The organism is Sporosarcina sp. P17b, assembly GCF_002743115.1.
Classification (GTDB): Bacteria; Bacillota; Bacilli; order Bacillales_A; family Planococcaceae; genus Sporosarcina; species Sporosarcina ureae_C.
The window spans coordinates 1-22,495 of the sequence record NZ_PDYP01000025.1 but is presented as its reverse complement, the minus strand read 5'-3'; the positions used below and the strand labels follow the sequence as shown (position 1 = coordinate 22,495).

The following is a 22,495-nucleotide window of genomic DNA, read 5'->3' as shown; positions in this document are numbered from 1 at the left end:
CCGACTGGGCTCGAACCAGCGACCTCCACCCTGTCAAGGTGGCGCTCTCCCAGCTGAGCTACGGAATCGATAATACTAGGATGTGCGTGTAAGAAGCAAGCCATTTAGGCTCTCAAGCACAAGTACTATAATAGCATTATCCATCCTTGTTGTAAACAACAAAATTAAAAATCGGCAATTTTTCTACGACGACAGAAAAATTACCGATTTTCATGGAAGTTAGTTACCTTATTCAGAGAAGATTCTCCTTTCTCTTATTGCATAGGATTAATAGGTTCTTCTATTGATTCATTCTCGAAATATAAAAATTCTTCTTGTTCTAGCTCACTCATACGTTCTTTGTTAAAGCCATGCGCTAAGTGCCCTTCAAATACGTTTTCCCACCATGTCTCTTGTGTATTCATATTATTTCGCTCCCTTTTGATTTGATTGGTTTCTGTACCGATCTTTATATTTTGTTTGCAATGACTGATTCGCTTATATGTAGTATATACATAATCAGCGTTGCCAAAACTGCGTAATTAGTCCAAATTCGATTGACTATTTTATAGACCTTTGACTTCTTGACTTTACGATCATGGTGTGTTTGAAAACATCCACTTGTTTTGCAAACCCTTACAAATACTAAACTTGTCTTCTATTAATTACACCACTCACTATAGTACAAACCTCCCAAATAGACTAATAGAATCTTTAGTTTACGTTGGAGATAATTCAATAAATTTACTATTTCTTCAAAAAAATAAAGACTTGCAAGCTCATTTCGAGCTAACAAGTCTTTTAGTTATTTAATTTGACGCTAATTTAGGCGGGGTATTTTTCTTGTTACCCATCCACTGGAATGCCAGCAAGATAATGAATAACACCAAACCAATGATATCAGTCATAGTTTCAGGATAGATCAACAGCATACCTGTACCAATCGTTATAATTCGCATAATCCAATTCAATTTACTGTACCAGTAGCCAATGATTCCAGCACCGATTGCGACCATACCTACAATGGCCGTCAAGGTCACCCATACAATCTCCGTTATACTCGAGTCGAGCATCAGCATCGCTGGATTAAAGACGAACATATACGGAATGATGAAGGCGGCTATTGCCAATTTCGCAGAAGTGATACCGGTCTTGATCGGATCTCCACCAGAAATACCTGAAGCTGCAAAGGCTGCCAACGCAACAGGCGGCGTGATATCTGCAATGATACCAAAGTAAAATACGAATAAGTGTGCTGATACTGCCACTACAATCGGCACAGCTGCCCCTACAGGCTCATCAAGCATCAATAGTGTAATGATGGCAGGCGCTGCAATTGTAGATGTAATAACATAGTTTGCTGTCGTTGGAGAGCCCATCCCCAAAATAATTGCTGCAAACATTGTGAAGATTAATGTAAGCAAGACGTTACCACCGGCTGCTGAGATCAAGCCGGTTGCCAAGCTTAGCCCAAGACCCGTCTTTACAACGACGCCAACAATAATACCTGCACAAGCAGTCGCTGCCGCAACAGCCAATGCTGTACGTGCACCATCTACTAATGCATCAATCATATCTCTAAATCCAATTCTCGTTTCTTTGCTAATTGAACTGACGATAATCGTAAGAACAATACCGAGTAATGCTGCCTTCATCGTAGGAATACCCGCCAATAAGAAGACGATAATTCCAAGGATCGGAAGCAATAAATAAATCTTTTTTAATGTTTCTTTCCGATTTGGAATCTGTGATGCGTCCATTCCTTGCAAACCTACGCGCTTTGCTTCGAAATGCGTCATGATCCAAATTCCTGTGAAGTATAACAATGCAGGAATAGCTGCCGCTTTGGCAATTTCCCAATACGTTACACCACCGATGAATTCAACCATTAGGAACGCTGCTGCTCCCATGATCGGTGGCATAATCTGTCCACCCGTAGAAGCCGCAGCCTCTACTCCACCCGCAAATTCTTTACGGTAGCCAAGCTTCTTCATCATCGGAATCGTGTATGAACCCGATCCAACAACGTTTGCTACGGAACTACCTGAGATCGTACCTTGCAAAGCACTTGAGAAAATCGCAACTTTTGCCGGCCCACCCGTTAAGCGACCTGCTAATACTACAGCTAAGTCATTGAAGTAGTTACCTACGCCTGTTTTCACCAGAAACGCCCCAAACAGTAGGAAGACGAATATGAAGGTGGCGGATACACTAATCGGTGTACCGAGGATCCCGTCCGTTGTAAAGAACATTAATTGAACGAGATTTTCCACGCTTTGTCCTCTATGTGCAAGGAACCCTGGGAAATAAGGTCCAAAGAACGCATACGCGAGAAACACGATCGAGATGATCGTAATCGGCATTCCTACCGCACGTCTCGCTGCTTCTAGTGTGAGTAGAACTGCTAAAATACCGATAATTAAATCGATATCGGATACACGCCCCACACGAAATACTAATTCATCGATGAATAACGGCCAGTATAAACCAACGGCTATTGCCAATATGGATAGAATAATATCGTAAAACGGTACTTTATTACGGCGTTCACCAATCTTCTTTCTAGCAGGGAACATGAGGAATATAAGTGATAAAGCAAAACCTAAGTGAATCGAACGCTGGATTTGAGCCGTAAATGGCTTACCAATTGCTGTATACAACTGAAAAATTGAAAATGCTAACAATCCGAAAAACACAATTTTTCCTAGTAGCCCTTTTAAATCGCGTGTATTGGATTCCGGGTCATACTTTTGAAGAATTTCGAGTTGCTCTTGTTCGGAAAGCGTACCCATTTCTTCATCTGAAAGTACGGGTATGTCTTTTTCCTGATCTTTATTACGATCCATTTAATCTAACTCCTTTCAACAACTTATAATTTGGTACCTTCATTACATGAAATTCATAAGAATGACCCTTTTCAAGGAATTCTTTTAGATGATACTCTTGTTGCTCATATCGCAAAGACAGATCTGCATTCACCCTACCCACATAGAGAACAAACGAATCTATCACGCGTTTTTCGAATGTAAGCGTATAAACACCATCTTCCACATGCAGTGTTTCGCCTTCTTCTGCGTAACCTGGCAATCCGATGGCTACGTCTTCATACTGCATAAATTCGAAACGGAGCTTTCCGTCGTCGGTAATGCGATATTGCTCCTTCACATTAGACAAGTGAATCGAGTGAATATAGTTCACTTGAAAATTTCGATCCTTATGTAATGGAAGATAATACGCTTTTGGCTGTTCGCTCCGAACCTCTTCAAGTACGATCATTTGTCTGTATGGATAAAACAATACGACCAGCATTACAATTCCTATTAGAAACGTCAGCAGAAGAACAATCTTTCGTGTTTTCATCCACTTAATCCTCTCTGTTACATTACATGCAATAGGCATAATAGTGTATGAATTTTGCAAATTTCTTTAAAAAATTAAGAATGGGACGGACAAAGCTCTCGCTTCACCGTCCCCATGCTTCTATCAGATAACTAATTCAGTTTATTAGTTCACTTCGTCAAAGTACTTCTGTGCACCTGGGTGTACAGGAATACCAATACCATTCAAACCGTTTTCTGCTTTAATCAAAGCACCTTTAGCATGTTGAATTTTTGAAGCGTTTTCATAAATTGCCTTTGTGATCTGGTAACCAAGTTCTTCAGAAATATCGTTCTGCATAACAAGCATTGCACCTACTGATACTGCAGGTGTTTCTACTTCAGAACCATATGTTCCAGCAGGGATCATTTCTTTTGCATAGTATGGATATTTCTCGATTAATTCGTCAGCTTTTGCGTCTTCTACTGGAACAATGAAAACATCAGAAGTAGCGTTAAGACCTTCAACAGCACCTGTTGGAGTTCCAGCTGTAATGAATGCAGCGTCGATTTGTCCAGCTTGTAGACTCTCTTGAGACTCACCGAAGTCTAAGTTTTGTGCTTTGATATCGCTTAGAGCTAAACCGTGAATTTCAAGTAGTTGCTCAGCATTAGCTGCTGTACCTGATCCTGGTGCTCCAATTGAAATACTTTTACCTTTTAAGTCTTCAAATGTCTTGATGTTGCTTTTCTTCAACGTAACCAATTGAACTGTTTCCGGGTAAAGTGAACCAACAGCAGATACTTCGTCGATTACTTCTCCGTCAAACATCATTTCACCTTTAGAAGCATAGTACGCGATGTCTGTTTGTACGAATGCAATGTGTGCATCTCCATCTTTAAGCGCTGTCATGTTTGCAGCAGATGCTTGAGATACCTCAGCAGTAGTTTTGATTCCTGTCTCTTGGCTGATGAATTCAGCAAAAGATCCACCTAGTGGATAATAAGTTCCTTGTGTTCCCCCAGTAAGTAAGCTCAAGAACTTGTAGTCTTGTTCCGTTTTACCTTCGTCTTTGTTTCCGTCTGCGTCTTTATCGCCGTCAGCTTTTTCGTCGTTACCGCAAGCTGCGAGTACAAGAAGTGCAAGCATGGAAACTAGCGCCAGTAGGCGAAGTGAGTTTTTCTTCATGTGACCATCTCCCCTTTACTATTTGTAGTCATAGACATTACCATTCTACCATGAAAGCGCTTTAGCTTGTCAATATTTTATAAAATTTTATTGTAGTTATAGATAAATAGGTGGGATGTGTAGTATGGAGGTACTGTGTTGAGGTGTTGGGTCGTTGCTCGACTGGTTGTTGGGGACTGGAGTTAGTGAGGGTCTGCGCTACTGAGTACTTATCAAATCATGTTGTGGTTTATAGGAGATAAAACCAGTGACTGGGTAGTACTAGTTCCTATCCTTGCAAAAGAAAAATCTGAAGTGTCCTACACATAATCTAACGTAGGCGGCTGCACGTGGTAGGCGTAGTAATGAGACAGCCAGGCGCACTTCCTGTCTGGCTCATTGCGGAAGCCATCCACCACCGCCGAAGTGGGGCCAATGATCGCCCCACTTATACTGCCAGTCAAACCACTACCTCTGCATAAAATAAGGAAGAGTAAGGGGGTGCAAAAACAACTACCTACCATCGTATCCTACTTACTTGTACGAACGAGTTTTCCGTATACTAGAAAAACAAGTACCTGAACTGTGCCCTACACCCAATCTAACGTAGGCGGCTGCCAGTGGTAGGCGTAGTAATGAGACAGCCAGGCGCTCTTCCTGACTGGCTCATTGCGGAAGCCATCCACCACCGCCGAAGTGGCGCCAATGCCCGCCCCACGTACACTGCCAGTCAAACTACTACCTCTGCACAAAGCAAGGAAGAGAAAACGGTTCGCAAAACCACTACCTAATATCGTATCCTACTTACTTGTACGAACACCTTCCCTATGTACTCGAAAGACAAGTACCTGAACTGCCCTACACCCAATCTAACGTAGGCGGCTGACAGTGGTTGGCGTAGTAATGAGACTGCAAGGCGCTCTTCCTGACTGGCTCATTGCGGAAGCCATCCACCACCGCCGAAGTGGCGCCAATGCCCGCCCCACTTACTTTGCCAGTCAAACCGCTACCTCCGCAAAAACTAGGAAAAGAAAAGCTTTAGTAGAACAACAACCCAATGCCGTTTATTACACACTTTTAAAGCATCAGAAAAAGTTCTAACATTAAAAAGACCATCCATAGAAATTAATCTAGGACAGCCTCACTTTACTTATGAACCCTTGCCATTCTGTACATCCTTAAACGTTAGACCAGCCTCTTGTAAATCACGTGTTCTGTGCGCAATTCTAGACGCCGCACACGCTGCCACACTCGCTACTAAATCATCCAAGAACGTATGGATACCAATTCCTTTTTTTGTATCCAACTCATTAATGATCCCCACTTTGTTCTTATCCAAGTGACCGAATGTAGTGACTGCGATCGAACCGTATGTGTAGACTGCACCCAATGCAATCGTTTCATCGACTCCGAATAAGCCTTCGTCTGATTCAACGATTTGCTGAAGTGGTTGCGATAGCTGACCTCTTTCAGCCATTTCGTCCAATTCAACACCGACCAGTATCGCGTGCTGCAATTCACGTTTGCGAAGAACGCTTTCTACCGAGTCGACACACTGTTCGAGTGACAAGCCTTTGTTATAGGGTACTTGCAATTCATAAACAATTTTTGCGATATCTTGAATTTTAACTCCACGACGGATCAGCGCGTCTTTTGTTGCCGCTGTCACGACGTCCGAATGAACAATATTCTTACCTTCATCCATACTATTTCCCCTCTCTTTCTTCATACGCAATAGTTTTCACTAGCTTTACACTGTTATTTATCGGTATGATATTTACTAAGTGTACATTAATTATGGAGGTCCTACAAAATGAATCCAGGAAAAATTGAAGAAATCCGTTTTTATAGTAATGAGCTACAAGAAGAAATGGAATTGTTGATATATTTACCATCCCGCTACTCCCCTTTGTACAAACATAATGTCATGCTCGTCTCAGATGGGAAAGATTATTTTCAATACGGACGGATTGGACGGATTGTTGATGAGTTAATGGAAGAAGAAATCATTGAACCTGTCATCATTGTAGGTATTCCATACAAAACGGTGCAAGAACGCAGACGTATGTATCACCCTGAAGGTGACAGACACAAGGCGTATATCCGCTTTTTAGCACACGAGTTAATTCAGTATATTGATGAAACCTATCCAACATACCAAATGGGATCCTCAAGAACATTAGTTGGTGACTCATTAGCAGCATCTATCTCATTATTGACTGCATTAAAATATCCTAATTGTTTTGGAAATGTAGTATTGCATTCACCTTTTGTGAATGAACAAGTACTTGGAGCCGTCCAAGCCAATCAAAGCCCAGCAAACCTTTCTATATACCATGTAATTGGTGATAAAGAAACGTACGTACCAACTACTTCTGACGGCAGACTCGACTTTCTGACGCCTAACCGAGAGTTGCATAAAGTTATTAAAGAAAAAAGATTTCCTTACTTTTACGAAGAGTTGGATGGCGATCATACTTGGAAGTCATGGCAACCAGATATTCGCCGTGCGCTGATTGAAATAAATAGTCTTTAGTAGTAGAACAGGACAAGTCAGACTATTTTCTGATATACTAAAATAGATGTACCTAAAATTCAATCAATTTACAAGGAGGCAATCTTAAATGAAATATGGTATTGTTGCATTCCCTTCAAAAAAGCTTCAGGACTTAGCAAATGGTTATCGAAAGAGATATGATCCACATTACGCGTTGATTACACCTCATATGACGCTGAAAGATCCGTTCGAAGCAAATGATAAGGAAATTGAAGAAGTAGCAAAAGCGTTAAGAGAAATTACCATCAAGAACCATCCTTTTGAATTGAACGTTACAAAGGTCGGTTCATTCGCACCGACTACGAATACGATTTACTTTAAAGTTGTACCAAACGATGAACTTCTTGCTTTGCATAAGGATTTAAATGTGAATTTCTACCACGATGAAAACAACTATGCTTTTGTTCCGCATATTACAATTGCACAAAAATTGAGTTCCGGTGAACATGACGATGTGATAAACCAAATGAAAATGGTAGGTGTTGACCATTCGGAAGTCATCGACCGTATTCACATGCTTTATCAACTAGATGACGGATCGTGGACAGTGTACGAAACATTCCGTCTTGATCGTGAGTCATAATTTGCAGATCACAGTGAAAATCGTCACAGATGAAAAGGGTCGCCAGGATGCTTATGCAGTCCGCCAGAAAGTATTTGTGGAAGAGCAAGGCGTCCCTCTAATCCTTGAGTTAGACGAATACGATCAAGATGCCATCCACTTCGTCGCCTACGATGAAGCAGATCAGCCAATTGGCGCCGGTCGTATGAGGGGTCTGGTCAATGCACATGCGAAAGCAGAAAGAATTTGCATATTGCCGGAACATCGTGGAAAACACCTTGGTAATCTAATTATGAATGCTTTAGAAGAACATGCGAGAAATAAATCTATGAAGAAACTTCTTTTGAATGCCCAGTCTTATGCTGTGCCATTCTATGAGAAACTAGGCTATGTGGTCACTTCTCCTGAATTCATGGATGCAGATATACCTCATCGTGCTATGGAGAAAGATTTGCGGACTACATGATGCTAGACAAATAAAATAACCCTAACTGCTTGTAATAAGCAGTTAGGGTTATTTTATTTGTTTTAGACATATGCGTTAATCGCTTGACCTTTACCTACTACATCTGCAATCTCAGGTGAGAACTGGGCCGGATTCGGAGCAATAAATCCATTTTTTACTAAAGGTTGAGGTGCACGTTTTTTTCTTTGCTTCATCTGCTCTTCACGACGTCTGTTTTCATCTTCTAGAACGTCTTCCCAATAACTCGACTCCTCATTTGCCAGACGCACAGGACTCACTCGCCCGATATACGCAAAATTATGACGATCATTGTTCATACGTTCTGCATATTGTTGTGCTTGGTAATTTTGTATTGGTAGAATGTATCCCATGATGTGCACCTCCTTTTTTTCATGTATTATCACTTGTAGTATATCCGCTAAGCAACTAATCTAAACCTATTTTTGAATGTTTATTTATTTTCCGCCAAGCATTTGTGAAATATCGTTCAGATTTAGTCCTCTACCACTTTTTACGATGGAATGGACCAATTCATCTTCTACTGCTTGTGGCACGTCTTTATTTGCCACTTGGCTCACTTTTCGAATGATTTTTCGTACTTGGTTTTCATCTTTGAAATCTGCATATTGAATTGCATTCGCTAACGCAAAGACTTCTTCCATTGGAACACCGGTTTTGGATTCTATTTTTTTAAAAAATGAATCGTTCATAGTCAGTTCTCCTCCTTAGAAATAGCTTCTGCCTACAATAATCAATAAAATAAACAGAACTACAATCAAGACGAATGAAGAACCGCCATAATTCACACCGCATCCTCCGCCGTATCCGTAACCACCTTGTGATGGATAACATCCGTACATGAAAAACCCCTCCTTCCTATCTTCTCTACTATATGCAGAGAAGAATGAATTGGAGAGGGCGTTTAAGTAATTTAGACATTTCCTTTTGAAGTAAAGAGCAATGCACCGATTAGTCCGAAAATGATCGCTGCACTGATTCCTGAACTTGTCACTTCGAACATTCCAGTTACTACACCGACCAGACCATGTTTCTCTGCTTCCACCATGGCACCATGTGTCAATGCATTACCGAATGAAGTAATAGGAATCGTTGCGCCTGCACCGGCAAAATCAATAAGTGGTTCATACCAACCAATACCGTCCAACACCGAACCTGTCACTACCAATGAAACCAATGTATGAGCAGGCGTTAATTTGGCAACATCCATTAATAATTGTCCAATGACACAAATCAAGCCACCTACTATAAATGATGTGATGTATATAGATATCATTCTGCCATCACCTCATCCATTGACAGTTCAATCGCGTGCGCAATACATGGAATCGTATCCCCTTGTTGAAATGACAAAGGAGATAGCAAAGCACCAGTTGCCAATAATAAAACCCGCTTATACTCTCCCGTCAGCAATTTTTGATAGACATCGGAAAGAAATACGGCTGCCGAACAACCAGATCCACTTGCTCCCGCTTTGAAGGACGGATCATTTCCATAAAACTCTTCTCCGGCATCCCGAAAGTTTTTCGTATGTGGTAAACCATTTTCATTTGCTAACGCTTTAAATATATTAAACCCATTACTTCCTAAATCTCCAGTTATGATCGTGTCATAGTCATCGATTGTCCGATCATGTCCCGTTAAATGATTCATCAATGTATCACTAGCAGCTGGGGCCATCGCAGATCCCATATTGAGTGGATCCGTCATCCCCATGTCTATCACTTTACCTACAGTAGCGCAGTTAATAACGGGAGTTCCTTGTTTATGTTGTCCGATTAATACTGCACCAGCCGCCGTGACGGTCCATTGTGCAGTTGCTCCTTTTTGCGAACCATACTCTAGTGGATATCGAAACTGTCTTTCAATTGCGTTATGTTGACTAGAAGATCCTGCTATGATCCAGTTTGCTTGCTTAGCATCCGCGAGTAATGCCGCAGTGATCATAGAAGAGACAGAAGTAGCGCATGCAGAAAACAGACCGATATATGGAATAGCTAGTGCTTGGGCTGCAAAATTAGATGGGGTCATCTGATTAACCAAATCACCCGTTAAGAAGAAATCAACTTTCTCTGGCTGTTTCTTCGCTTTACTAAGTGCGATCAACACAGCGTCATACATTAACTGCTTATGACCGTCTTCGTTTGTCGGCAAATCACAACGCTCATCTTCATATACTTTATCGAATTGCTGCGCAAACACACTTTTCTTTTTTTCCAATGGACCCGCTGTTACACCTGTTGCGTAAATGCTTGGCTTGGACTGAAAGGTTAGCACTCCCCGCTTTACCATGAGACCACTCCAAACTTCACTAGTATAGTTTTAATCAGAGCTACTACAAATGCCGAAAAAACACCGAATAAAATAACAGATCCTGCTAGTTTAAACATGTTACCGCCTACGCCTAATACATATCCTTCTGATTTATGTTCAATTGCCGCCGATACGACCGCGTTGCCAAAGCCGGTAATTGGCACCGCCGCTCCCGCTCCACCAAACTGCGAAATCTTTTTATATAATCCGAAACCAGTTAATAACATCGCAATGAAAATCATCGTAGCAACCGTCGGATTACTCGCTGTGCGTTCCGTAAAGTCAAAATACGTAATATAAAAGAGTGCAATGAACTGTCCAATCAAACAAATCAAACCCCCTGTCAAGAAAGCTTTAATTACATTTTTCAAAATAGGAGGTTTAGGTGATAACTCTTTCTCTATTTGGGCATACTTTTCTTGTTGCATTAGGTTTGCTCCTTTTCGATTGATTTGATTTTATCGATTTTCTTTCGATAATCATTTTCACCTTTTTTACGGATCAACTTCTCCGTTTCCATCAGAATTTTACTATCTGCCGACACCGTAATTTTCATGTCAGGATACTCCTTTTCCAATTTCTTCTGAATATCCGTAGCGATTTTTTTCTTTTTAAATCGGGAAAACGTATTGACACGAATTCCTGCCAGTAATTCATCCTCAAATAGCAGTACCTTTGCTAGCTTCACATGTTCATTACTCATGATGACTTTCTCTACTGAATGCTCATCCTGCGAAGTTGTATTTTTAATATAGGTTCCCTTTTCACTACAACCAGTAAGTAGACCAAGAATAATTAACAAGATACTCAGTTTCTTCAAATGCAACGCCTCCCTTCTGTCTAGCATGTAACTTTTATGTCGGATTTATGCATAATGAGGAAAGCGCCCTGTCATGTCGATTACCCATGCATAGAGTATAGAGAACGACAAACAGGAGGTGGACAGTAGTGGGATGTGAAAAGAAGGACAGCAAACATGGTGGCTGTCATAAGTCAAATTGTATTTGTGAAGTAGTGCGCTTTATCCAACGCGTCCAGAATACGAGTCCGGAAGTGGATTGTGTAGAGTGTGATACGGATTGCTTCATGGCGCCGCTTGGCAGTTTAGTCAGCCCGGTTAGAGGCCGCGTCAACACACGCGTATTCAGTTTATTGACGGGTAATGGGGATTATTTCAAGGCAGTGTTCAGAGGTGGTAATAAGCATAAGCCGTATCCTAAGATGACTAAAGAAGAAACTATGGGTAATCACAACCCGTCATCTTACCATCATACGAGCTGCGTTTCTGTATTCTTCCGCGTGCAGACGGTGTTTGATTCGTGCTGTGCTACCATTCAAGTGTTGCAGCCTTTATATAACGGAAAGCCGTTTGATATTACTACAGACGGAAAAATCTGTTTTGAGAAGATTTGTAAGGTGAATGGTTTCGGACCTACGAATACGTGCTTGACTGTGGATTTAAATTGTTTCTGCGGTGTTCAATGTATCGATGATGTGTTTATCGATTTCTGCGATGAGGCTTGATTTATTGCTTGCAATGCTAATTGGCGAACCCTATTCAATAGGGTTCGTCTTTTTTTGGTTTCACGATAGAAATTGAAAGACGTGAGGACACCGTTGATCGATATTCCAGGTGGACGCTTTCCACTTACGTTCAACTAGTGTCGTTTTTCAATATAGAAAGATAGTGCAATAGCAAACAAAAAGGCGAACCCATTTAGCAGGTTCGCCTTTTTGTATTAAGAATTAAATAGTGAATGATTGCTGTTTCCAAAGGATATCTAAGATTTCTTCAATGCGAACTGATGTGATCTCTTCGTTTGTCTTGATCCATACCATTTCATCTTCTAGATCGTGAAGCTTGCCTTTAATTTTTTCCTTTTCGGTGACGATTTCTAATGGCGCATATAGTTCTTTGCGAAATGGGTGATGTAAGTATTCCAAACGTTTTCGAATAGGTTCGTTAGTAGATTTTTCTTGTTGTATTTCTTGTAACTCTTCTGTCGATTGGAATTCAGGGGCAGCTATAACTTCAGATCTTTCTATTACCCTCGAATGCTCCAGTTCGAAGACAGATGTGCTTTCTTCTTCCACGATAGGCGTATACCGATATTTTCTTATGATGGGGCTCGTGATAAACAGTAATGGCTTTTCATGACGCATTTTCATCACTTCCTTTTAGATAGCATATGTGAGCTAATCGCCTAAGGTTCCAGAATAAAAAAACAGTATTCCTAGTTCATAATGAACTTAGGAATACTGTCGCTAGGCCTAGATAGATAACGACACTGATGACGTCGTTAAGTGTTGTAATAAATGGTCCTGAGGCAACAGCCGGGTCCACTTTGAGTTTATGCATGAATAATGGAATAAATGATCCTGAAATAGTCGCAACGAAAATAGACACCAACATCGCTGCTCCTACTAGTAAAGCGATAACTAATTCATGCTTCCAAATGAAGATTAATAGAACGACGAATATTGCACAAATGACACCCGTAATAATTCCAGTTCCTGCTTCACGTATCAGCAACTTGATCTTACTTTCATCTTCAATGTCACGTGTAGCAATACCTCGAACCGCAACAGCAAGAGACTGTGTTCCACTGTTTCCGGCAGTACCGGCGATCAAAGGGATAAATGCGGCTAATAAAGCAACTTTAGAAATCGTCTCAGTAAATAAATCTATTAAGTTCGCTGTCAACATTCCAAGCACTAATAAAATAAGTAGCCAAGGAATCCGTTTTTTCGCAGCAGAGAATGGGTTTTTATCAAATGTATCCATTGTCGAAACACCGGCAAGTTTAGAATAGTCATCCGATGCTTCTTCATCGATAACGTCGATAATATCATCGACGGTGATAATCCCTAGAATATGTTGTTGGAAGTCGACGACCGGAACAGCCAAGAAGTTATAATCCTGTATGGTTCGGGCAACGTCTTCCTGGTCGTCCGAAACAGATACACTCACTAGACGATCACTCATAATGGAGCGAATTAATGTATCTTCATCTGCAATAATCAAGTCACGCAACGAAACGACACCCGTTAAACGCTGGAAATCATCTACAACGAAAATATAGTAAATGGTCTCAGCGCTCGGTGCTTCACTTCGCAATATTGTCATAGCCGAACGTACTGTAGAATTCTCGGATACCGTGACGAATTCTGTTGTCATGATCGAACCGGCTGTGTATTCTTCATAATGCAGTAATGCTTTAATTTGTATAGCAGCTTCTTTATCCATCAACGTTAAATAGCTGACGACTTTCTTTTTATCAAGTTCTTTCAGGACATCTACCGCATTATCCACAAACATGTATGAAATCATCTCTGCGGCATATGTCGCGTCCATCTCCTCAAGGAACTCTTCGTATTCATCTTCCTCAATTTCACTTGTTTCGAATATCTCCGCAAGTTCTTTTGGTGATAGATAAAAATACATCAGTTCCCGAAGTTCTGCACCAACTTCTTCATAAAAAATTGCTCGATCGTATGGATGAAGCACTAGATATTCTTGTCTAAACGAATGGATATCTTCGTTGCTCAGCAATCTACGCAACTTATCTTCATCCAAAACGACTTCACTTTTTATTTGTTCTGGTTGAGTAGTCATGATTTCACACCTTCCCTTCTGCACTTACCGTACGCTAAAACATACCATTAAGTTCCATTATATTGCACATATTATTTTATATAAGAGAGTTGTTGCTTAGAGTATTCGCACACTTGTTGACTTTGCCGTAAATAGTATTGCATATCTTCGGGCAGTGAACTAGTAAAATGCATTCTCTCTTTCGTGATCGGATGAAGAAAACTGACACGTGAGCAATGCAATGCTTGGCGCGGGAACATCTCTTGATCCGCACCATATAAATCATCTCCTACAAGTGGATGACCTAGCCATTGCAGATGCACACGGATCTGATGCGTACGTCCCGTATGCAATGTCAAGTCTATAATGGAGAAATGGTTCGCTTCATTTCGATAATGCGCACTTACTGACACATCCGTTTTCGAATACTGGCCATCTTCCCGGACAATTCTTTCAATAATACTCCCCTCTTTTCTTCCAATCGGTTGTTCGATTGTCAAAAATGATGGAGTGATTATACCTTCTGCGAATGCCGTATATTGTCGTCGAAATAGATCTTGTGCCATTTGTTGGCTCAATACATGATGAATATGACGGTTTTTCGCCACACAAATAATACCTGATGTATCGGTATCAAGGCGTGTCACCATATGGGCTGTAGATAGAATGCCTTCTCTCAGAAATTTTCCACAGACAAAATTCGCAAGCGTTCCAGTAGGATGATTGCGGGAAGGTATTGTGCTCTGTCCAGCTGGCTTATCGAGAATCAGAAGGGTTTCATCTTCATATAAAATAGATAATACTCCATCTTGCGGAGTCAATCCGTCACTTATTTGCTCAGGAGGAAACGAGACCGTTATCTGATCATCTATCTGAAGCTTATATCGCACGTTTTGAGGCTGGCCATTCACCAAGATCTCTCCGCCACGATATTTAATAGCCGTCAATGTTGTTTTGGAAATTTCATGTTGCGCCAAAAACTCGCGAAGTAATCCACTTTTCTTCGCAACAAATTGTAATTGAAATGGTGTGTTAATTTTTCTTTTCATCATCTTCTCGTTCATAGATTAAATCACTCGCTATAAATGACTCTTCAACACGTTTCCAGAATGGGAATGGACGGAAGCGTGCAAAGCCCATTTTTTCATTGGATACTTTGTACTCAATGGATTTAACATCTTTATGAAGAAGCTGTAAATGATCGACAGTTACCATGAAATCCGGTCCTTTTACAGGTGTCAATGTACAAATATGGTGATCCGGTAAAATAAGTGGTGAACCTACCGTACGGAATACGCGATTGTTAATCGAAGCCATTTCTGTCAGTTGCATAGATGGTAACGAAGGATGAATTATGGCACCGCCAAGTGATTTACTGTAAGCAGTTGATCCGGATGGCGTCGACATGCAAAGTCCGTCTCCTCTAAAGCGTTCGAAGTGTTCTCCGTTTAACTCAACGTCCATCACCAAAGTGACTTCAGGTGATTTTACTGTGGATTCATTCAACGCTAAATACGATGCGCTTTTTTCAGAATGTCGATAATTGATCGTCACTTCAATCAATGGATACTCAATCACTTCGTATTCTTGTCTAGCGATTAGAATAACCAACTTTTCTATCTCGGAAGGTTTCCAATCTGCATAAAACCCTAAGTGACCTGTATGAATTCCAACAAAAGAAGTTTTATCCAAGCGATGTATATATTTATGGAAAGCATGCAATAACGTACCGTCACCACCAATAGACAATACAATATCCGGTTCTTCCTCATCATATTTCAAACCAAAATCGCGTAAATACACGCGAGCTTCTTTCATTAGTTTATTGGAGATCTCATCATTCCGCGATTGAATTGTGAATTTCATTACGTCACTTCCATTCTTTTTGTGAAATTCTTTTGCCATATATCAATTCACCTTTTCCAGCACCGGCTTGAAGATATCTTCGACAGCTGTACTGAATTCCTCGCCGTAATTATCATTTCCTTCAATATTGAAAATAAGCGCCTGCATTTCTTCTGCAGCACCTGTTAATGGTATTTTCTCATCTTGCCAAATCAGCACAGGCTCTGCTTGTTGTAACAGCATATCCACTAACCCGTTCCAACTATCTTTTGGGAAATACGCATAGCGATAGCCAGCATCGTGATCGAAGATATAAACGAACGATTGTCGATCCGTGTCTGTCAACATTTTCCCCGCTGGAGAACCTAACGGCCACTCTGCCTCAGGATTCAATATAAAGTGAACTACATTACCGTTCTTACGTGTTTCAATGATTTCATTTTTCATATCCAAGACATCCACTTCCTTAATATAAGTCTTTACGTTTAGTCTACCATATGCCACTCACAGTTGCATTTTGTTATTGTGCATTATGGTAAGAAAGTTGGTATAATAGATATAATAAATCAATCCATATACTACTTGAAAAATATAGGGGGAAAAAGAATGAATCTTGACCCACGTAACACTCGGTTGCTCCTAGAAATAAATACCTTACAAACTCTTGGAGCGGTTCAGTCCTTCAGTAGCAATTCATCTACCGGCTCCAATGAATTCCAAATGATGTTGACGCAATTGATGGCGGGAAATAATATGAGTCCAGAACTCGCAAATCAAGCCGAGCAACTACTCAGCCAAGGCACAAGCGCTACTTCATTCAACTTTTCCACAAGCCCAGTTGAAACTGTTGCCGCTGTACCTGCCACTACGTCTGCACCTGGAACCAACAATCAATACGCAGACATTATCAAACAAGCAGCAGACAAATACCAACTACCCGAAAAACTGATTGCCGCCGTCATCAAGCAAGAGTCCAACTTCAAAAGTAACGCAAAAAGCCATGCAGGCGCAGCCGGTCTCATGCAACTAATGCCAGGCACAGCCAAATATCTTGGTGTATCCAACCCAATGGATCCTCAGCAAAACATCATGGGCGGAGCCAAATACCTGCGCAAAATGCTTAACCAATTCGGCTCAAATGAAATGGCACTAGCAGCCTACAACGCAGGTCCGGGGAACGTAAAAAAATACGGAGGCATCCCCCCGTTCAAAGAAACACAAAATTACGTAAAAAAAGTCATGAACAACTATCACTCAATGGTCTAACATTTTCCATATCAACGCGTCATAATGTTTACGTACAACTATCCAGTTGATCGTAATCGCAAGGCTCCGAGAGGATCAGCCAACTTAAGGGGAGCTCCGCGACATGGTTAGCTTACCGCGAGCCTTCCGGAAAAGCGTCCGCCTAGAGCGTCGATCAATTGTTTTCCTCACGTCACTACTGTCCTTCCAGTTGCTTTTCTCAATGTTTCTCAGTCTCTGAATATTCAATCTGTAATATAACAACAAACAAAATAAGTTCTTTTATTTGTATAGAAATTCGTTCATTGATAGAATAAAGACACAGATGAACGAAGGGGTGTGAATGCAATGACTCGAAAACCTGTCATCCCTTATGAGGAGATCGGCGAGAAGAAACTACACGAACTGATTGATACATTTTATGAAAAAGTGGCTGTTCACCCAGACCTCATACCAATATTCCCTGATGATTTGACAGAAACTGCCCGGAAACAAAAACAATTTCAGACTCAATATCTAGGCGGCCCGAACCTGTTCACAGAAGAACACGGTCATCCTATGATGAAGGCTCGACATAACCCTTTCCCTATAACACCTACACGCGCAGAAGCATGGCTAGCTTGCATGGCGGAAGCGATGGATGACGTAGGACTGGAGGGTCCACTTCGGGAAGTCTACTATAAACGCCTTGTCTTAACAGCCAACCATATGGTAAATAGGAACGAGGAGGAAGATCAGTGAACTATCTAACAGTAATCGATGATACGTTACACTACTCTGCTTCAGTAAAGCCCATTGAACTCTATGTATTTTTAGATCCTTATTGCAAGGATTGTTGGTCACTTCAACCATTGCTACGTAAATTGCAAGTCGAATACGATCACTATTTCACGTTACGCATCGCGTTGAAGACTCCCATGACAAAATTGAATGTACCGTCTCTACTTGACCCTAAGGATGCCAAGACAACCAAACGGTCTAATCCTTGTTTTCCTAGCATCGCGGTTAAAGCCGCTGAGTTTCAAGGTAAACGTGCTGGATTCCGTTATTTATCATCCTTGCTTGAGTATTCCTTTTTGAAAAAGCGGGATGTTGCTTCGTTTTCAGTACTTGTGGAAATTGCCGCACGTATTAATCTAGATGTGGATGAGTTTATAACAGACTTCACTTCAGAAGAGACACTGCGCGCATTGCAAGTCGATATGTATTTAGGTAATGAAATGGAAGTGGACGAGGCGCCAACCTTCGTTTTCTTCAATAGTAATATTGAAGATGAAGGATTAAAAGTGGGTGGTCTCTACGACTATTCGATTTATGAACAGATTCTAGAAGAGCTTGTCGGAGGACAACTCCTTCCTGACATGCCACCTTCCATGGATTCGTTATTCAATCGCTTCGATCTGCTTACGACTAAAGAAATCGCGGAAATGTGTCACATGACCGAAAAAGAAGCTGACCGCGAATTGAAGAAACGGATACTCAAACAGGAAATTGAAAGAGTTTGTGTACCAGAACGTACATTATGGCGTAAAAAACAACCTAACTGTTCTTTAATTAAATAGCCCTTATACTAGCCGAAGCCCTATTTGGAGCTTCGGCTTTTTATGTAGACAAAAAGAAAAGAGCATCCGCTCCTGGGGGGAGTGAATGCTCTCTTTCAAAGGGAATGGGAGAAATGTTCACGTTCAAACAAAAGGGGTGTATGTTTGGTATGTGATTTATTCCACATTTACACCATATCATAAATGACAAATGACTTCAACAAATACTAACAGCTTTCATCCATATGTCATGATTTTCGCAAGTGTCTGTCGAAACATGCAGGAAAATATTACCCTCTCTTTTCCAATAACTGTTCTAACTCGTTCAATCGTTCTTCAAATACTCTACACGCTTCTTCAATCGGCTTTTCAGATGTCATATCGACACCCGCCTTTTTGAGGACTTCAATCGGATAATCAGATGATCCAGCCTTCAGGAAATTCGTAATATACCGTTCTACTGCTGGCTCACCTTCTTCAAGAATCTGCTTGCTGAGTGCAACAGCTGCGCTATATCCTGTTGCGTATTGATAGACATAGTAATTCATATAGAAGTGAGGAATACGTGCCCACTCCATACCTATTTCTTCATCGCTAATAATAGCGTCCCCATAATACTTTTCATTTAACGCGTAGTATTCTTCTGTTAATTTTTCAGCCGTCAGTGGTACCCCTTCTTGATCCAGCTTATGAATCAAATGCTCAAATTCCGCAAACATCGTCTGACGGAACACTGTTGCACGGAATCCATCGAGCCAATAGTTCAATAAATAGATTCGTTGATCTTCATCAGTCGTCACTTTCAGTAAGTGGTCATTCAACAGCGCTTCATTTACAGTTGATGCTACTTCTGCTACAAATATGGAATAGCCACTATAAATGAATGGTTGATTTTCACGGGAGTAATAACTGTGTACACTGTGACCGAATTCATGAGCAAGTGTAAACAGGTTGCTTACGTTATCTTGCCAGTTCATCAAGATGTATGGGTTTGTTCCATACGTGCCAGATGAATAGGCTCCTGAACGCTTCCCTTTGTTTTCACGAACATCGACCCAGCGATTATCAAGACCTTCTTTTACAACGGCTTTATACCCTTCGCCAAGCGGATGGAAGCTCTCGAGCATCGTTTCTTTTGCTTGCTCGTATGTGTACTTCATCTCCGTGTCCTCAACTAACGGCGTGTAGATATCCCACATATGCAGCTCATCTAGTTTCAACACCTTCTTACGCAAGGCAACATAGCGATGCAATAAACCTAGGTTTTTATTGATTGTAGATAAGAGATTTTCATATACTTGCTCTGGAATATGGTTATTTGACAAAGCTGCTGCTCTTGCCGAACTATAATTCCGAATTCTTGCGCTGACATTATGACCTTTTACGTTACCACTTAACGTAGAAGCAAATGTATTTTTGAATTCACCATATCTTGAATACATTTCTTTAAATGCCGCTTCCCGCACTTTCGGATCTTTACTTTCAAGAAATTGTGAATAACGACCATGTGTCAATTGAACATCATTACCGTTTTCGTCTTTGACCATTCCGAAAGTCAAATCCGCATTGTTTAACATGCTGAATGTTTCAGAAGACTTCCCTGTCACTTCAGACAACTGCGCAATTAATTCTTCTTGTTCCGAAGACAAGATGTGAGCACGTTCTGCATTCAATTCCTTGAATTCTTGCTTATATACTCGCAAACCTTCATGTGACTCAATCGTTTCATTCAGTTGCTTTTCATCGATAGAAAGCAACTCGGGTGTGAAATAAGACAATGCTGTAGAGATTTTCACGACCAATGTTCTGATTCGACCATCCATTGCCTGATAAAAGCTATTTGTCGTATCTTGATCTGTTTTTAAATGAGCATACGTATATAACCTACGGAGACGTTCTGCTAATTTATCACGATATGTTAACGCTTCAAATAATGGACGTGCACCGTTCCCAAGCGTACCTTTATAGTTTTCAGCTTCTTTAGCCATCTCTTCGACTTTTCGGTACTCTTTATCCCATGCTTCATCAGAAGAAAATATATCCTCCAAGCGCCAAGTTTCTTCTTCAAATACCTCATCGCGCGTCAATACTTTGTTTTCATTCGTCAATCCAATTCCTCCTTCAGCATTTACCGTTATTTGACTCTATTGTATTTTCTCAATTCCTCGCATGCATTGCAAGAAATCTCCCTGAAAGTACATCCAGTGTAAAATCTCTTCCAATGAATTTATCGAGCCTGTAGATATCTATGCGTTGCTCTCTTAAGAAATCCATATAGTGTTCGCAAGCTTCCAACTGCAATGTCGAGTTTCCTTCAAATGTCTTTACGAATGTACGAAGAAGAGATCGATCCGGTTGAAAGGGTGTCCTCATCGTTTGTCGGATAGCTGCAATAAGTAGTAGTTGCCATTCGCAATCGGACTCACTAAATGCTTCTTGCCCGAATGTAGGAACGCCAATCCATGCAGGTAATTGAATCGGCTGGACACGCATTTCATAACAAGCACGCAAAAAGCGATGATGGATACCTCTTTGATTATACCCAATTACCGACCGAAGATACTTTCGACGTGCAGTTTGATAATGACGTGTCAGTCCTTCTATATCTGTAGTCGACGGAGCGGCAGGGATAGCAAACGGAATGGTTTGATGTTTGATACGCATGACGGAGTGACATAGCGCAAACGATGTACCGCGAAGATGAATGAAATGACTTAAATAGTGGAATTGTTGCTTCAGTGGATTATAGGTCAGAAGGATCGACAGAGTTTCTTTAGTACTCGAATGAATTGGACGGATGAAGTGTTGTTGGAATTGAGAGAAACGATGAGTCAATACACATGCTGAAGAGTCTTGAATTTTCGGAGGGGTCAATAGGATCCAAATAGGTTGCATGTTCATGGAATGGTAACCTGCATTGCGTTCGAGGATGAGTGCAATCGGAATCGTGCTGCACTGGAATTCAATGGGTACTTGCTGATTTTGCCATGTGACTAGCAGGTCGGGTCGTTGCTGGATATCAGGCAGATAAGGTTCCATTTCCGTTTGTAGTGGCAGATGTGAAAATAGTTCATAGAGTTGGATTTTACCGAGTAGATGGGTTGGGGATTCTCCTTCTGAGAAGCTGTCTCGGCAGTTGGTTTGTTGGTGGTGGGCAAAGTGCGGGATGATGATGTCGCCGACTTTCAGGAGTACTTGTTCTTTGCATTGTGGACAATGAAAGGTTTCGGTTTTACGCCACTCTCGTAAGCTGTCAAGAGATGTCTGCCGTGTTAGCACGACTTGCTTCCCTTGGCTTGTAAGAGCTGTTAACAAGGCCTTCACACTCCTTCTCTTACATGATACGAATTTTCTGATTGTTTGGCAAGGGGAAGTTTTTTGATTTGAATATAGCGCGGCTGGTAGACGTGTGGATACCGTTGATAGGCGTTCCAGGCGGACGCTTTCCCATGGGCTCTCGGTGAGCCAACCAGGTCGCAAGCTCCCTCTTGGTTGTCTCTCCTTTCGAGCTGATCCATCGGGAGTCGCCGCCTTCCACGCCTATCAACTAGTTTGTGGTTCTGATTGGTGTGATGGCTTACTTTCAAAAGCTTTGGTGATTAAGGAGTTGTCTGGGTCGTGGCTCGACTGGTTATCGGGGACTGAAGATAGTGAGGGTCTGCTTTTTGGACTTGCGCAGGCACGTGGGGTTAGCAAGTTTGTTTGTGGTTTATAGAAGATGAAAACCAGTGACTGGGTGGTACGATTCTTCTGTCTTAGCTAAGTCATTAGGAGATAGATTAGGTCGTTGCTCGAGATTGGCTTGTTCATTGAAAGTAGTGAGGGTCATGCTTTGGACTCGCGCAGGCACGTGGGGGATTGCCTCCAGCCATGAGCCAACTAGCGGTGG

General features: G+C 41.3%; 29 protein-coding genes. 10 read left to right on the top strand and 19 right to left on the bottom strand.

From position 1 onward, the window contains the following. Positions 1-254 precede the first annotated feature (254 nt). The 4 genes from CSV76_RS17630 to CSV76_RS16335 form a co-directional block, all read right to left on the bottom strand. Positions 255-404: a hypothetical protein gene (locus tag CSV76_RS17630; RefSeq protein WP_199173084.1), complete on the bottom strand. Its 150-nt coding sequence runs from the start codon at positions 402-404 to the stop codon at positions 255-257. A gap of 384 nt (positions 405-788) precedes the next feature. Next, positions 789-2,825: a TRAP transporter permease gene (locus tag CSV76_RS16345; protein WP_085428485.1), complete on the bottom strand. Its 2,037-nt coding sequence runs from the start codon at positions 2,823-2,825 to the stop codon at positions 789-791. After that, positions 2,815-3,339, bottom strand: coding sequence for a DUF1850 domain-containing protein (locus CSV76_RS16340; RefSeq protein ID WP_158232588.1), 525 nt, complete (start codon positions 3,337-3,339; stop codon positions 2,815-2,817). The genes CSV76_RS16345 and CSV76_RS16340 overlap by 11 nt, the downstream gene beginning before the upstream one ends. A gap of 144 nt (positions 3,340-3,483) precedes the next feature. Beyond that, positions 3,484-4,485 carry a TAXI family TRAP transporter solute-binding subunit gene (locus tag CSV76_RS16335; RefSeq protein ID WP_085428483.1) on the bottom strand — a complete coding sequence of 334 codons (1,002 nt, stop codon included), beginning with the start codon at positions 4,483-4,485 and terminating at the stop codon, positions 3,484-3,486. A 329-nt stretch (positions 4,486-4,814) separates the two neighbouring features. On the opposite strand from CSV76_RS16335, the gene CSV76_RS17920 reads away from it, so the two are divergent. From CSV76_RS17920 to CSV76_RS16330, 3 genes are all read left to right on the top strand, one after another. Beyond that, positions 4,815-4,946, top strand: a complete 132-nt coding sequence (locus tag CSV76_RS17920; protein WP_255406958.1) for a hypothetical protein — start codon at positions 4,815-4,817, stop codon at positions 4,944-4,946. Positions 4,947-5,084: 138 nt separating this feature from the next. Next, complete coding sequence (locus tag CSV76_RS17455; RefSeq protein WP_158232842.1) at positions 5,085-5,255, top strand: hypothetical protein; 171 nt, start codon at positions 5,085-5,087, stop codon at positions 5,253-5,255. 97 nt (positions 5,256-5,352) lie between these two features. After that, positions 5,353-5,565: a hypothetical protein gene (locus tag CSV76_RS16330; RefSeq protein WP_085428481.1), complete on the top strand. Its 213-nt coding sequence runs from the start codon at positions 5,353-5,355 to the stop codon at positions 5,563-5,565. A gap of 49 nt (positions 5,566-5,614) precedes the next feature. Here CSV76_RS16330 and CSV76_RS16325 read toward each other — a convergent pair whose 3' ends face one another. After that, complete coding sequence (locus CSV76_RS16325; RefSeq protein ID WP_085428480.1) at positions 5,615-6,169, bottom strand: phosphatidylglycerophosphatase A family protein; 555 nt, start codon at positions 6,167-6,169, stop codon at positions 5,615-5,617. Between the two features lie 108 nt (positions 6,170-6,277). Between CSV76_RS16325 and CSV76_RS16320 the strand changes: the two genes are divergently transcribed. The 3 genes from CSV76_RS16320 (at position 6,278) to CSV76_RS16310 (ending at position 8,049) form a co-directional block, all read left to right on the top strand. Then, positions 6,278-7,000 (top strand): alpha/beta hydrolase, encoded by a 723-nt coding sequence (locus tag CSV76_RS16320; protein WP_099626238.1) that lies wholly within the window; start codon positions 6,278-6,280, stop codon positions 6,998-7,000. Between the two features lie 88 nt (positions 7,001-7,088). Further along, complete coding sequence (locus tag CSV76_RS16315) at positions 7,089-7,604, top strand: YjcG family protein (RefSeq protein WP_085428478.1); 516 nt, start codon at positions 7,089-7,091, stop codon at positions 7,602-7,604. Next, positions 7,594-8,049, top strand: a complete 456-nt coding sequence (locus CSV76_RS16310; protein ID WP_233204524.1) for a GNAT family N-acetyltransferase — start codon at positions 7,594-7,596, stop codon at positions 8,047-8,049. Before CSV76_RS16315 ends, CSV76_RS16310 begins: the two co-directional genes overlap by 11 nt. Positions 8,050-8,111: 62 nt before the next feature. On the opposite strand, the gene CSV76_RS16305 is transcribed toward CSV76_RS16310, so the two are convergent. From CSV76_RS16305 to CSV76_RS16275, 7 genes are all read right to left on the bottom strand, one after another. Then, the gene (locus tag CSV76_RS16305) at positions 8,112-8,420 is read right to left on the bottom strand and encodes a hypothetical protein (protein WP_085428476.1); all 309 of its coding nucleotides are present in this window, start codon (positions 8,418-8,420) and stop codon (positions 8,112-8,114) included. Positions 8,421-8,504: 84 nt separating this feature from the next. Further along, positions 8,505-8,759 carry a stage VI sporulation protein F gene (locus CSV76_RS16300; protein WP_085428475.1) on the bottom strand — a complete coding sequence of 85 codons (255 nt, stop codon included), beginning with the start codon at positions 8,757-8,759 and terminating at the stop codon, positions 8,505-8,507. Positions 8,760-8,774: 15 nt separating this feature from the next. Beyond that, the gene (locus tag CSV76_RS17915; protein WP_085428474.1) at positions 8,775-8,909 is read right to left on the bottom strand and encodes a YjcZ family sporulation protein; all 135 of its coding nucleotides are present in this window, start codon (positions 8,907-8,909) and stop codon (positions 8,775-8,777) included. A gap of 71 nt (positions 8,910-8,980) precedes the next feature. Beyond that, positions 8,981-9,343 carry a stage V sporulation protein AE gene (gene spoVAE / locus CSV76_RS16290; protein ID WP_085428473.1) on the bottom strand — a complete coding sequence of 121 codons (363 nt, stop codon included), beginning with the start codon at positions 9,341-9,343 and terminating at the stop codon, positions 8,981-8,983. Beyond that, positions 9,340-10,359, bottom strand: a complete 1,020-nt coding sequence (locus CSV76_RS16285) for a beta-ketoacyl-[acyl-carrier-protein] synthase family protein (protein WP_085428472.1) — start codon at positions 10,357-10,359, stop codon at positions 9,340-9,342. Before CSV76_RS16285 ends, spoVAE begins: the two co-directional genes overlap by 4 nt. Then, a complete protein-coding gene (gene spoVAC / locus CSV76_RS16280; RefSeq protein ID WP_085428471.1) occupies positions 10,353-10,808 on the bottom strand; it encodes a stage V sporulation protein AC in 456 nt (151 codons plus the stop codon). The genes CSV76_RS16285 and spoVAC overlap by 7 nt, the downstream gene beginning before the upstream one ends. Further along, the gene (locus CSV76_RS16275) at positions 10,808-11,200 is read right to left on the bottom strand and encodes a hypothetical protein (protein ID WP_099626237.1); all 393 of its coding nucleotides are present in this window, start codon (positions 11,198-11,200) and stop codon (positions 10,808-10,810) included. The genes spoVAC and CSV76_RS16275 overlap by 1 nt, the downstream gene beginning before the upstream one ends. 128 nt (positions 11,201-11,328) lie before the next feature. Here CSV76_RS16275 and CSV76_RS16270 point away from each other — a divergent pair, with 128 nt between their 5' ends. After that, positions 11,329-11,904 carry a CotY/CotZ family spore coat protein gene (locus tag CSV76_RS16270; protein WP_099626236.1) on the top strand — a complete coding sequence of 192 codons (576 nt, stop codon included), beginning with the start codon at positions 11,329-11,331 and terminating at the stop codon, positions 11,902-11,904. A gap of 222 nt (positions 11,905-12,126) precedes the next feature. Here the strand turns inward: CSV76_RS16270 and CSV76_RS16265 are convergent, their stop codons facing one another. From CSV76_RS16265 to CSV76_RS16245, 5 genes are all read right to left on the bottom strand, one after another. Continuing rightward, positions 12,127-12,543 (bottom strand): hypothetical protein, encoded by a 417-nt coding sequence (locus tag CSV76_RS16265; RefSeq protein WP_099626235.1) that lies wholly within the window; start codon positions 12,541-12,543, stop codon positions 12,127-12,129. A gap of 76 nt (positions 12,544-12,619) precedes the next feature. After that, entirely contained in the window at positions 12,620-13,996 is a 1,377-nt protein-coding gene (gene mgtE, locus CSV76_RS16260; RefSeq protein ID WP_085428467.1) for a magnesium transporter, read from the bottom strand. 71 nt (positions 13,997-14,067) lie between these two features. Beyond that, positions 14,068-15,039, bottom strand: a complete 972-nt coding sequence (locus CSV76_RS16255) for an RluA family pseudouridine synthase (protein ID WP_233204523.1) — start codon at positions 15,037-15,039, stop codon at positions 14,068-14,070. Then, a complete protein-coding gene (locus CSV76_RS16250) occupies positions 15,008-15,841 on the bottom strand; it encodes an NAD kinase (protein ID WP_099626239.1) in 834 nt (277 codons plus the stop codon). Before CSV76_RS16250 ends, CSV76_RS16255 begins: the two co-directional genes overlap by 32 nt. A gap of 42 nt (positions 15,842-15,883) precedes the next feature. After that, positions 15,884-16,267: a UPF0738 family protein gene (locus CSV76_RS16245; protein WP_233204525.1), complete on the bottom strand. Its 384-nt coding sequence runs from the start codon at positions 16,265-16,267 to the stop codon at positions 15,884-15,886. Positions 16,268-16,426: 159 nt separating this feature from the next. On the opposite strand from CSV76_RS16245, the gene CSV76_RS16240 reads away from it, so the two are divergent. The 3 genes from CSV76_RS16240 (at position 16,427) to CSV76_RS16230 (ending at position 18,627) form a co-directional block, all read left to right on the top strand. After that, positions 16,427-17,086: a lytic transglycosylase domain-containing protein gene (locus tag CSV76_RS16240; protein ID WP_085428465.1), complete on the top strand. Its 660-nt coding sequence runs from the start codon at positions 16,427-16,429 to the stop codon at positions 17,084-17,086. A gap of 327 nt (positions 17,087-17,413) precedes the next feature. Continuing rightward, positions 17,414-17,806, top strand: a complete 393-nt coding sequence (locus CSV76_RS16235) for a globin domain-containing protein (RefSeq protein ID WP_085428464.1) — start codon at positions 17,414-17,416, stop codon at positions 17,804-17,806. Continuing rightward, complete coding sequence (locus CSV76_RS16230; protein ID WP_085428463.1) at positions 17,803-18,627, top strand: DsbA family protein; 825 nt, start codon at positions 17,803-17,805, stop codon at positions 18,625-18,627. Before CSV76_RS16235 ends, CSV76_RS16230 begins: the two co-directional genes overlap by 4 nt. A 269-nt stretch (positions 18,628-18,896) precedes the next feature. Here the strand turns inward: CSV76_RS16230 and pepF are convergent, their stop codons facing one another. Further along, positions 18,897-20,714, bottom strand: a complete 1,818-nt coding sequence (pepF, locus tag CSV76_RS16225; RefSeq protein ID WP_099626233.1) for an oligoendopeptidase F — start codon at positions 20,712-20,714, stop codon at positions 18,897-18,899. 49 nt (positions 20,715-20,763) lie between these two features. After that, entirely contained in the window at positions 20,764-21,921 is a 1,158-nt protein-coding gene (locus CSV76_RS16220) for a competence protein CoiA (protein WP_158232841.1), read from the bottom strand. Between the last annotated feature and the right edge of the window lie 574 nt (positions 21,922-22,495).

Excerpts from the sequence above, each read along its gene's own strand:
- CSV76_RS17630 (WP_199173084.1), bottom strand. The coding sequence starts at position 404 with ATGAATACACAAGAGACATGGTGGGAAAACGTATTTGAAGGGCACTTA.
- CSV76_RS16345 (WP_085428485.1), bottom strand. The coding sequence starts at position 2,825 with ATGGATCGTAATAAAGATCAGGAAAAAGACATACCCGTACTTTCAGAT.
- CSV76_RS16340 (WP_158232588.1), bottom strand. The coding sequence starts at position 3,339 with ATGAAAACACGAAAGATTGTTCTTCTGCTGACGTTTCTAATAGGAATT.
- CSV76_RS16335 (WP_085428483.1), bottom strand. The coding sequence starts at position 4,485 with ATGAAGAAAAACTCACTTCGCCTACTGGCGCTAGTTTCCATGCTTGCA.
- CSV76_RS16325 (WP_085428480.1), bottom strand. The coding sequence starts at position 6,169 with ATGGATGAAGGTAAGAATATTGTTCATTCGGACGTCGTGACAGCGGCA.
- CSV76_RS16320 (WP_099626238.1), top strand. The coding sequence starts at position 6,278 with ATGAATCCAGGAAAAATTGAAGAAATCCGTTTTTATAGTAATGAGCTA.
- CSV76_RS16315 (WP_085428478.1), top strand. The coding sequence starts at position 7,089 with ATGAAATATGGTATTGTTGCATTCCCTTCAAAAAAGCTTCAGGACTTA.
- CSV76_RS16305 (WP_085428476.1), bottom strand. The coding sequence starts at position 8,420 with ATGGGATACATTCTACCAATACAAAATTACCAAGCACAACAATATGCA.
- CSV76_RS16300 (WP_085428475.1), bottom strand. The coding sequence starts at position 8,759 with ATGAACGATTCATTTTTTAAAAAAATAGAATCCAAAACCGGTGTTCCA.
- CSV76_RS17915 (WP_085428474.1), bottom strand. The coding sequence starts at position 8,909 with ATGTACGGATGTTATCCATCACAAGGTGGTTACGGATACGGCGGAGGA.
- spoVAE (WP_085428473.1), bottom strand. The coding sequence starts at position 9,343 with ATGATATCTATATACATCACATCATTTATAGTAGGTGGCTTGATTTGT.
- CSV76_RS16285 (WP_085428472.1), bottom strand. The coding sequence starts at position 10,359 with ATGGTAAAGCGGGGAGTGCTAACCTTTCAGTCCAAGCCAAGCATTTAC.
- spoVAC (WP_085428471.1), bottom strand. The coding sequence starts at position 10,808 with ATGCAACAAGAAAAGTATGCCCAAATAGAGAAAGAGTTATCACCTAAA.
- CSV76_RS16265 (WP_099626235.1), bottom strand. The coding sequence starts at position 12,543 with ATGCGTCATGAAAAGCCATTACTGTTTATCACGAGCCCCATCATAAGA.
- mgtE (WP_085428467.1), bottom strand. The coding sequence starts at position 13,996 with ATGACTACTCAACCAGAACAAATAAAAAGTGAAGTCGTTTTGGATGAA.
- CSV76_RS16255 (WP_233204523.1), bottom strand. The coding sequence starts at position 15,039 with ATGAACGAGAAGATGATGAAAAGAAAAATTAACACACCATTTCAATTA.
- CSV76_RS16250 (WP_099626239.1), bottom strand. The coding sequence starts at position 15,841 with ATGAAATTCACAATTCAATCGCGGAATGATGAGATCTCCAATAAACTA.
- CSV76_RS16245 (WP_233204525.1), bottom strand. The coding sequence starts at position 16,267 with ATGAAAAATGAAATCATTGAAACACGTAAGAACGGTAATGTAGTTCAC.
- CSV76_RS16240 (WP_085428465.1), top strand. The coding sequence starts at position 16,427 with ATGAATCTTGACCCACGTAACACTCGGTTGCTCCTAGAAATAAATACC.
- CSV76_RS16235 (WP_085428464.1), top strand. The coding sequence starts at position 17,414 with ATGACTCGAAAACCTGTCATCCCTTATGAGGAGATCGGCGAGAAGAAA.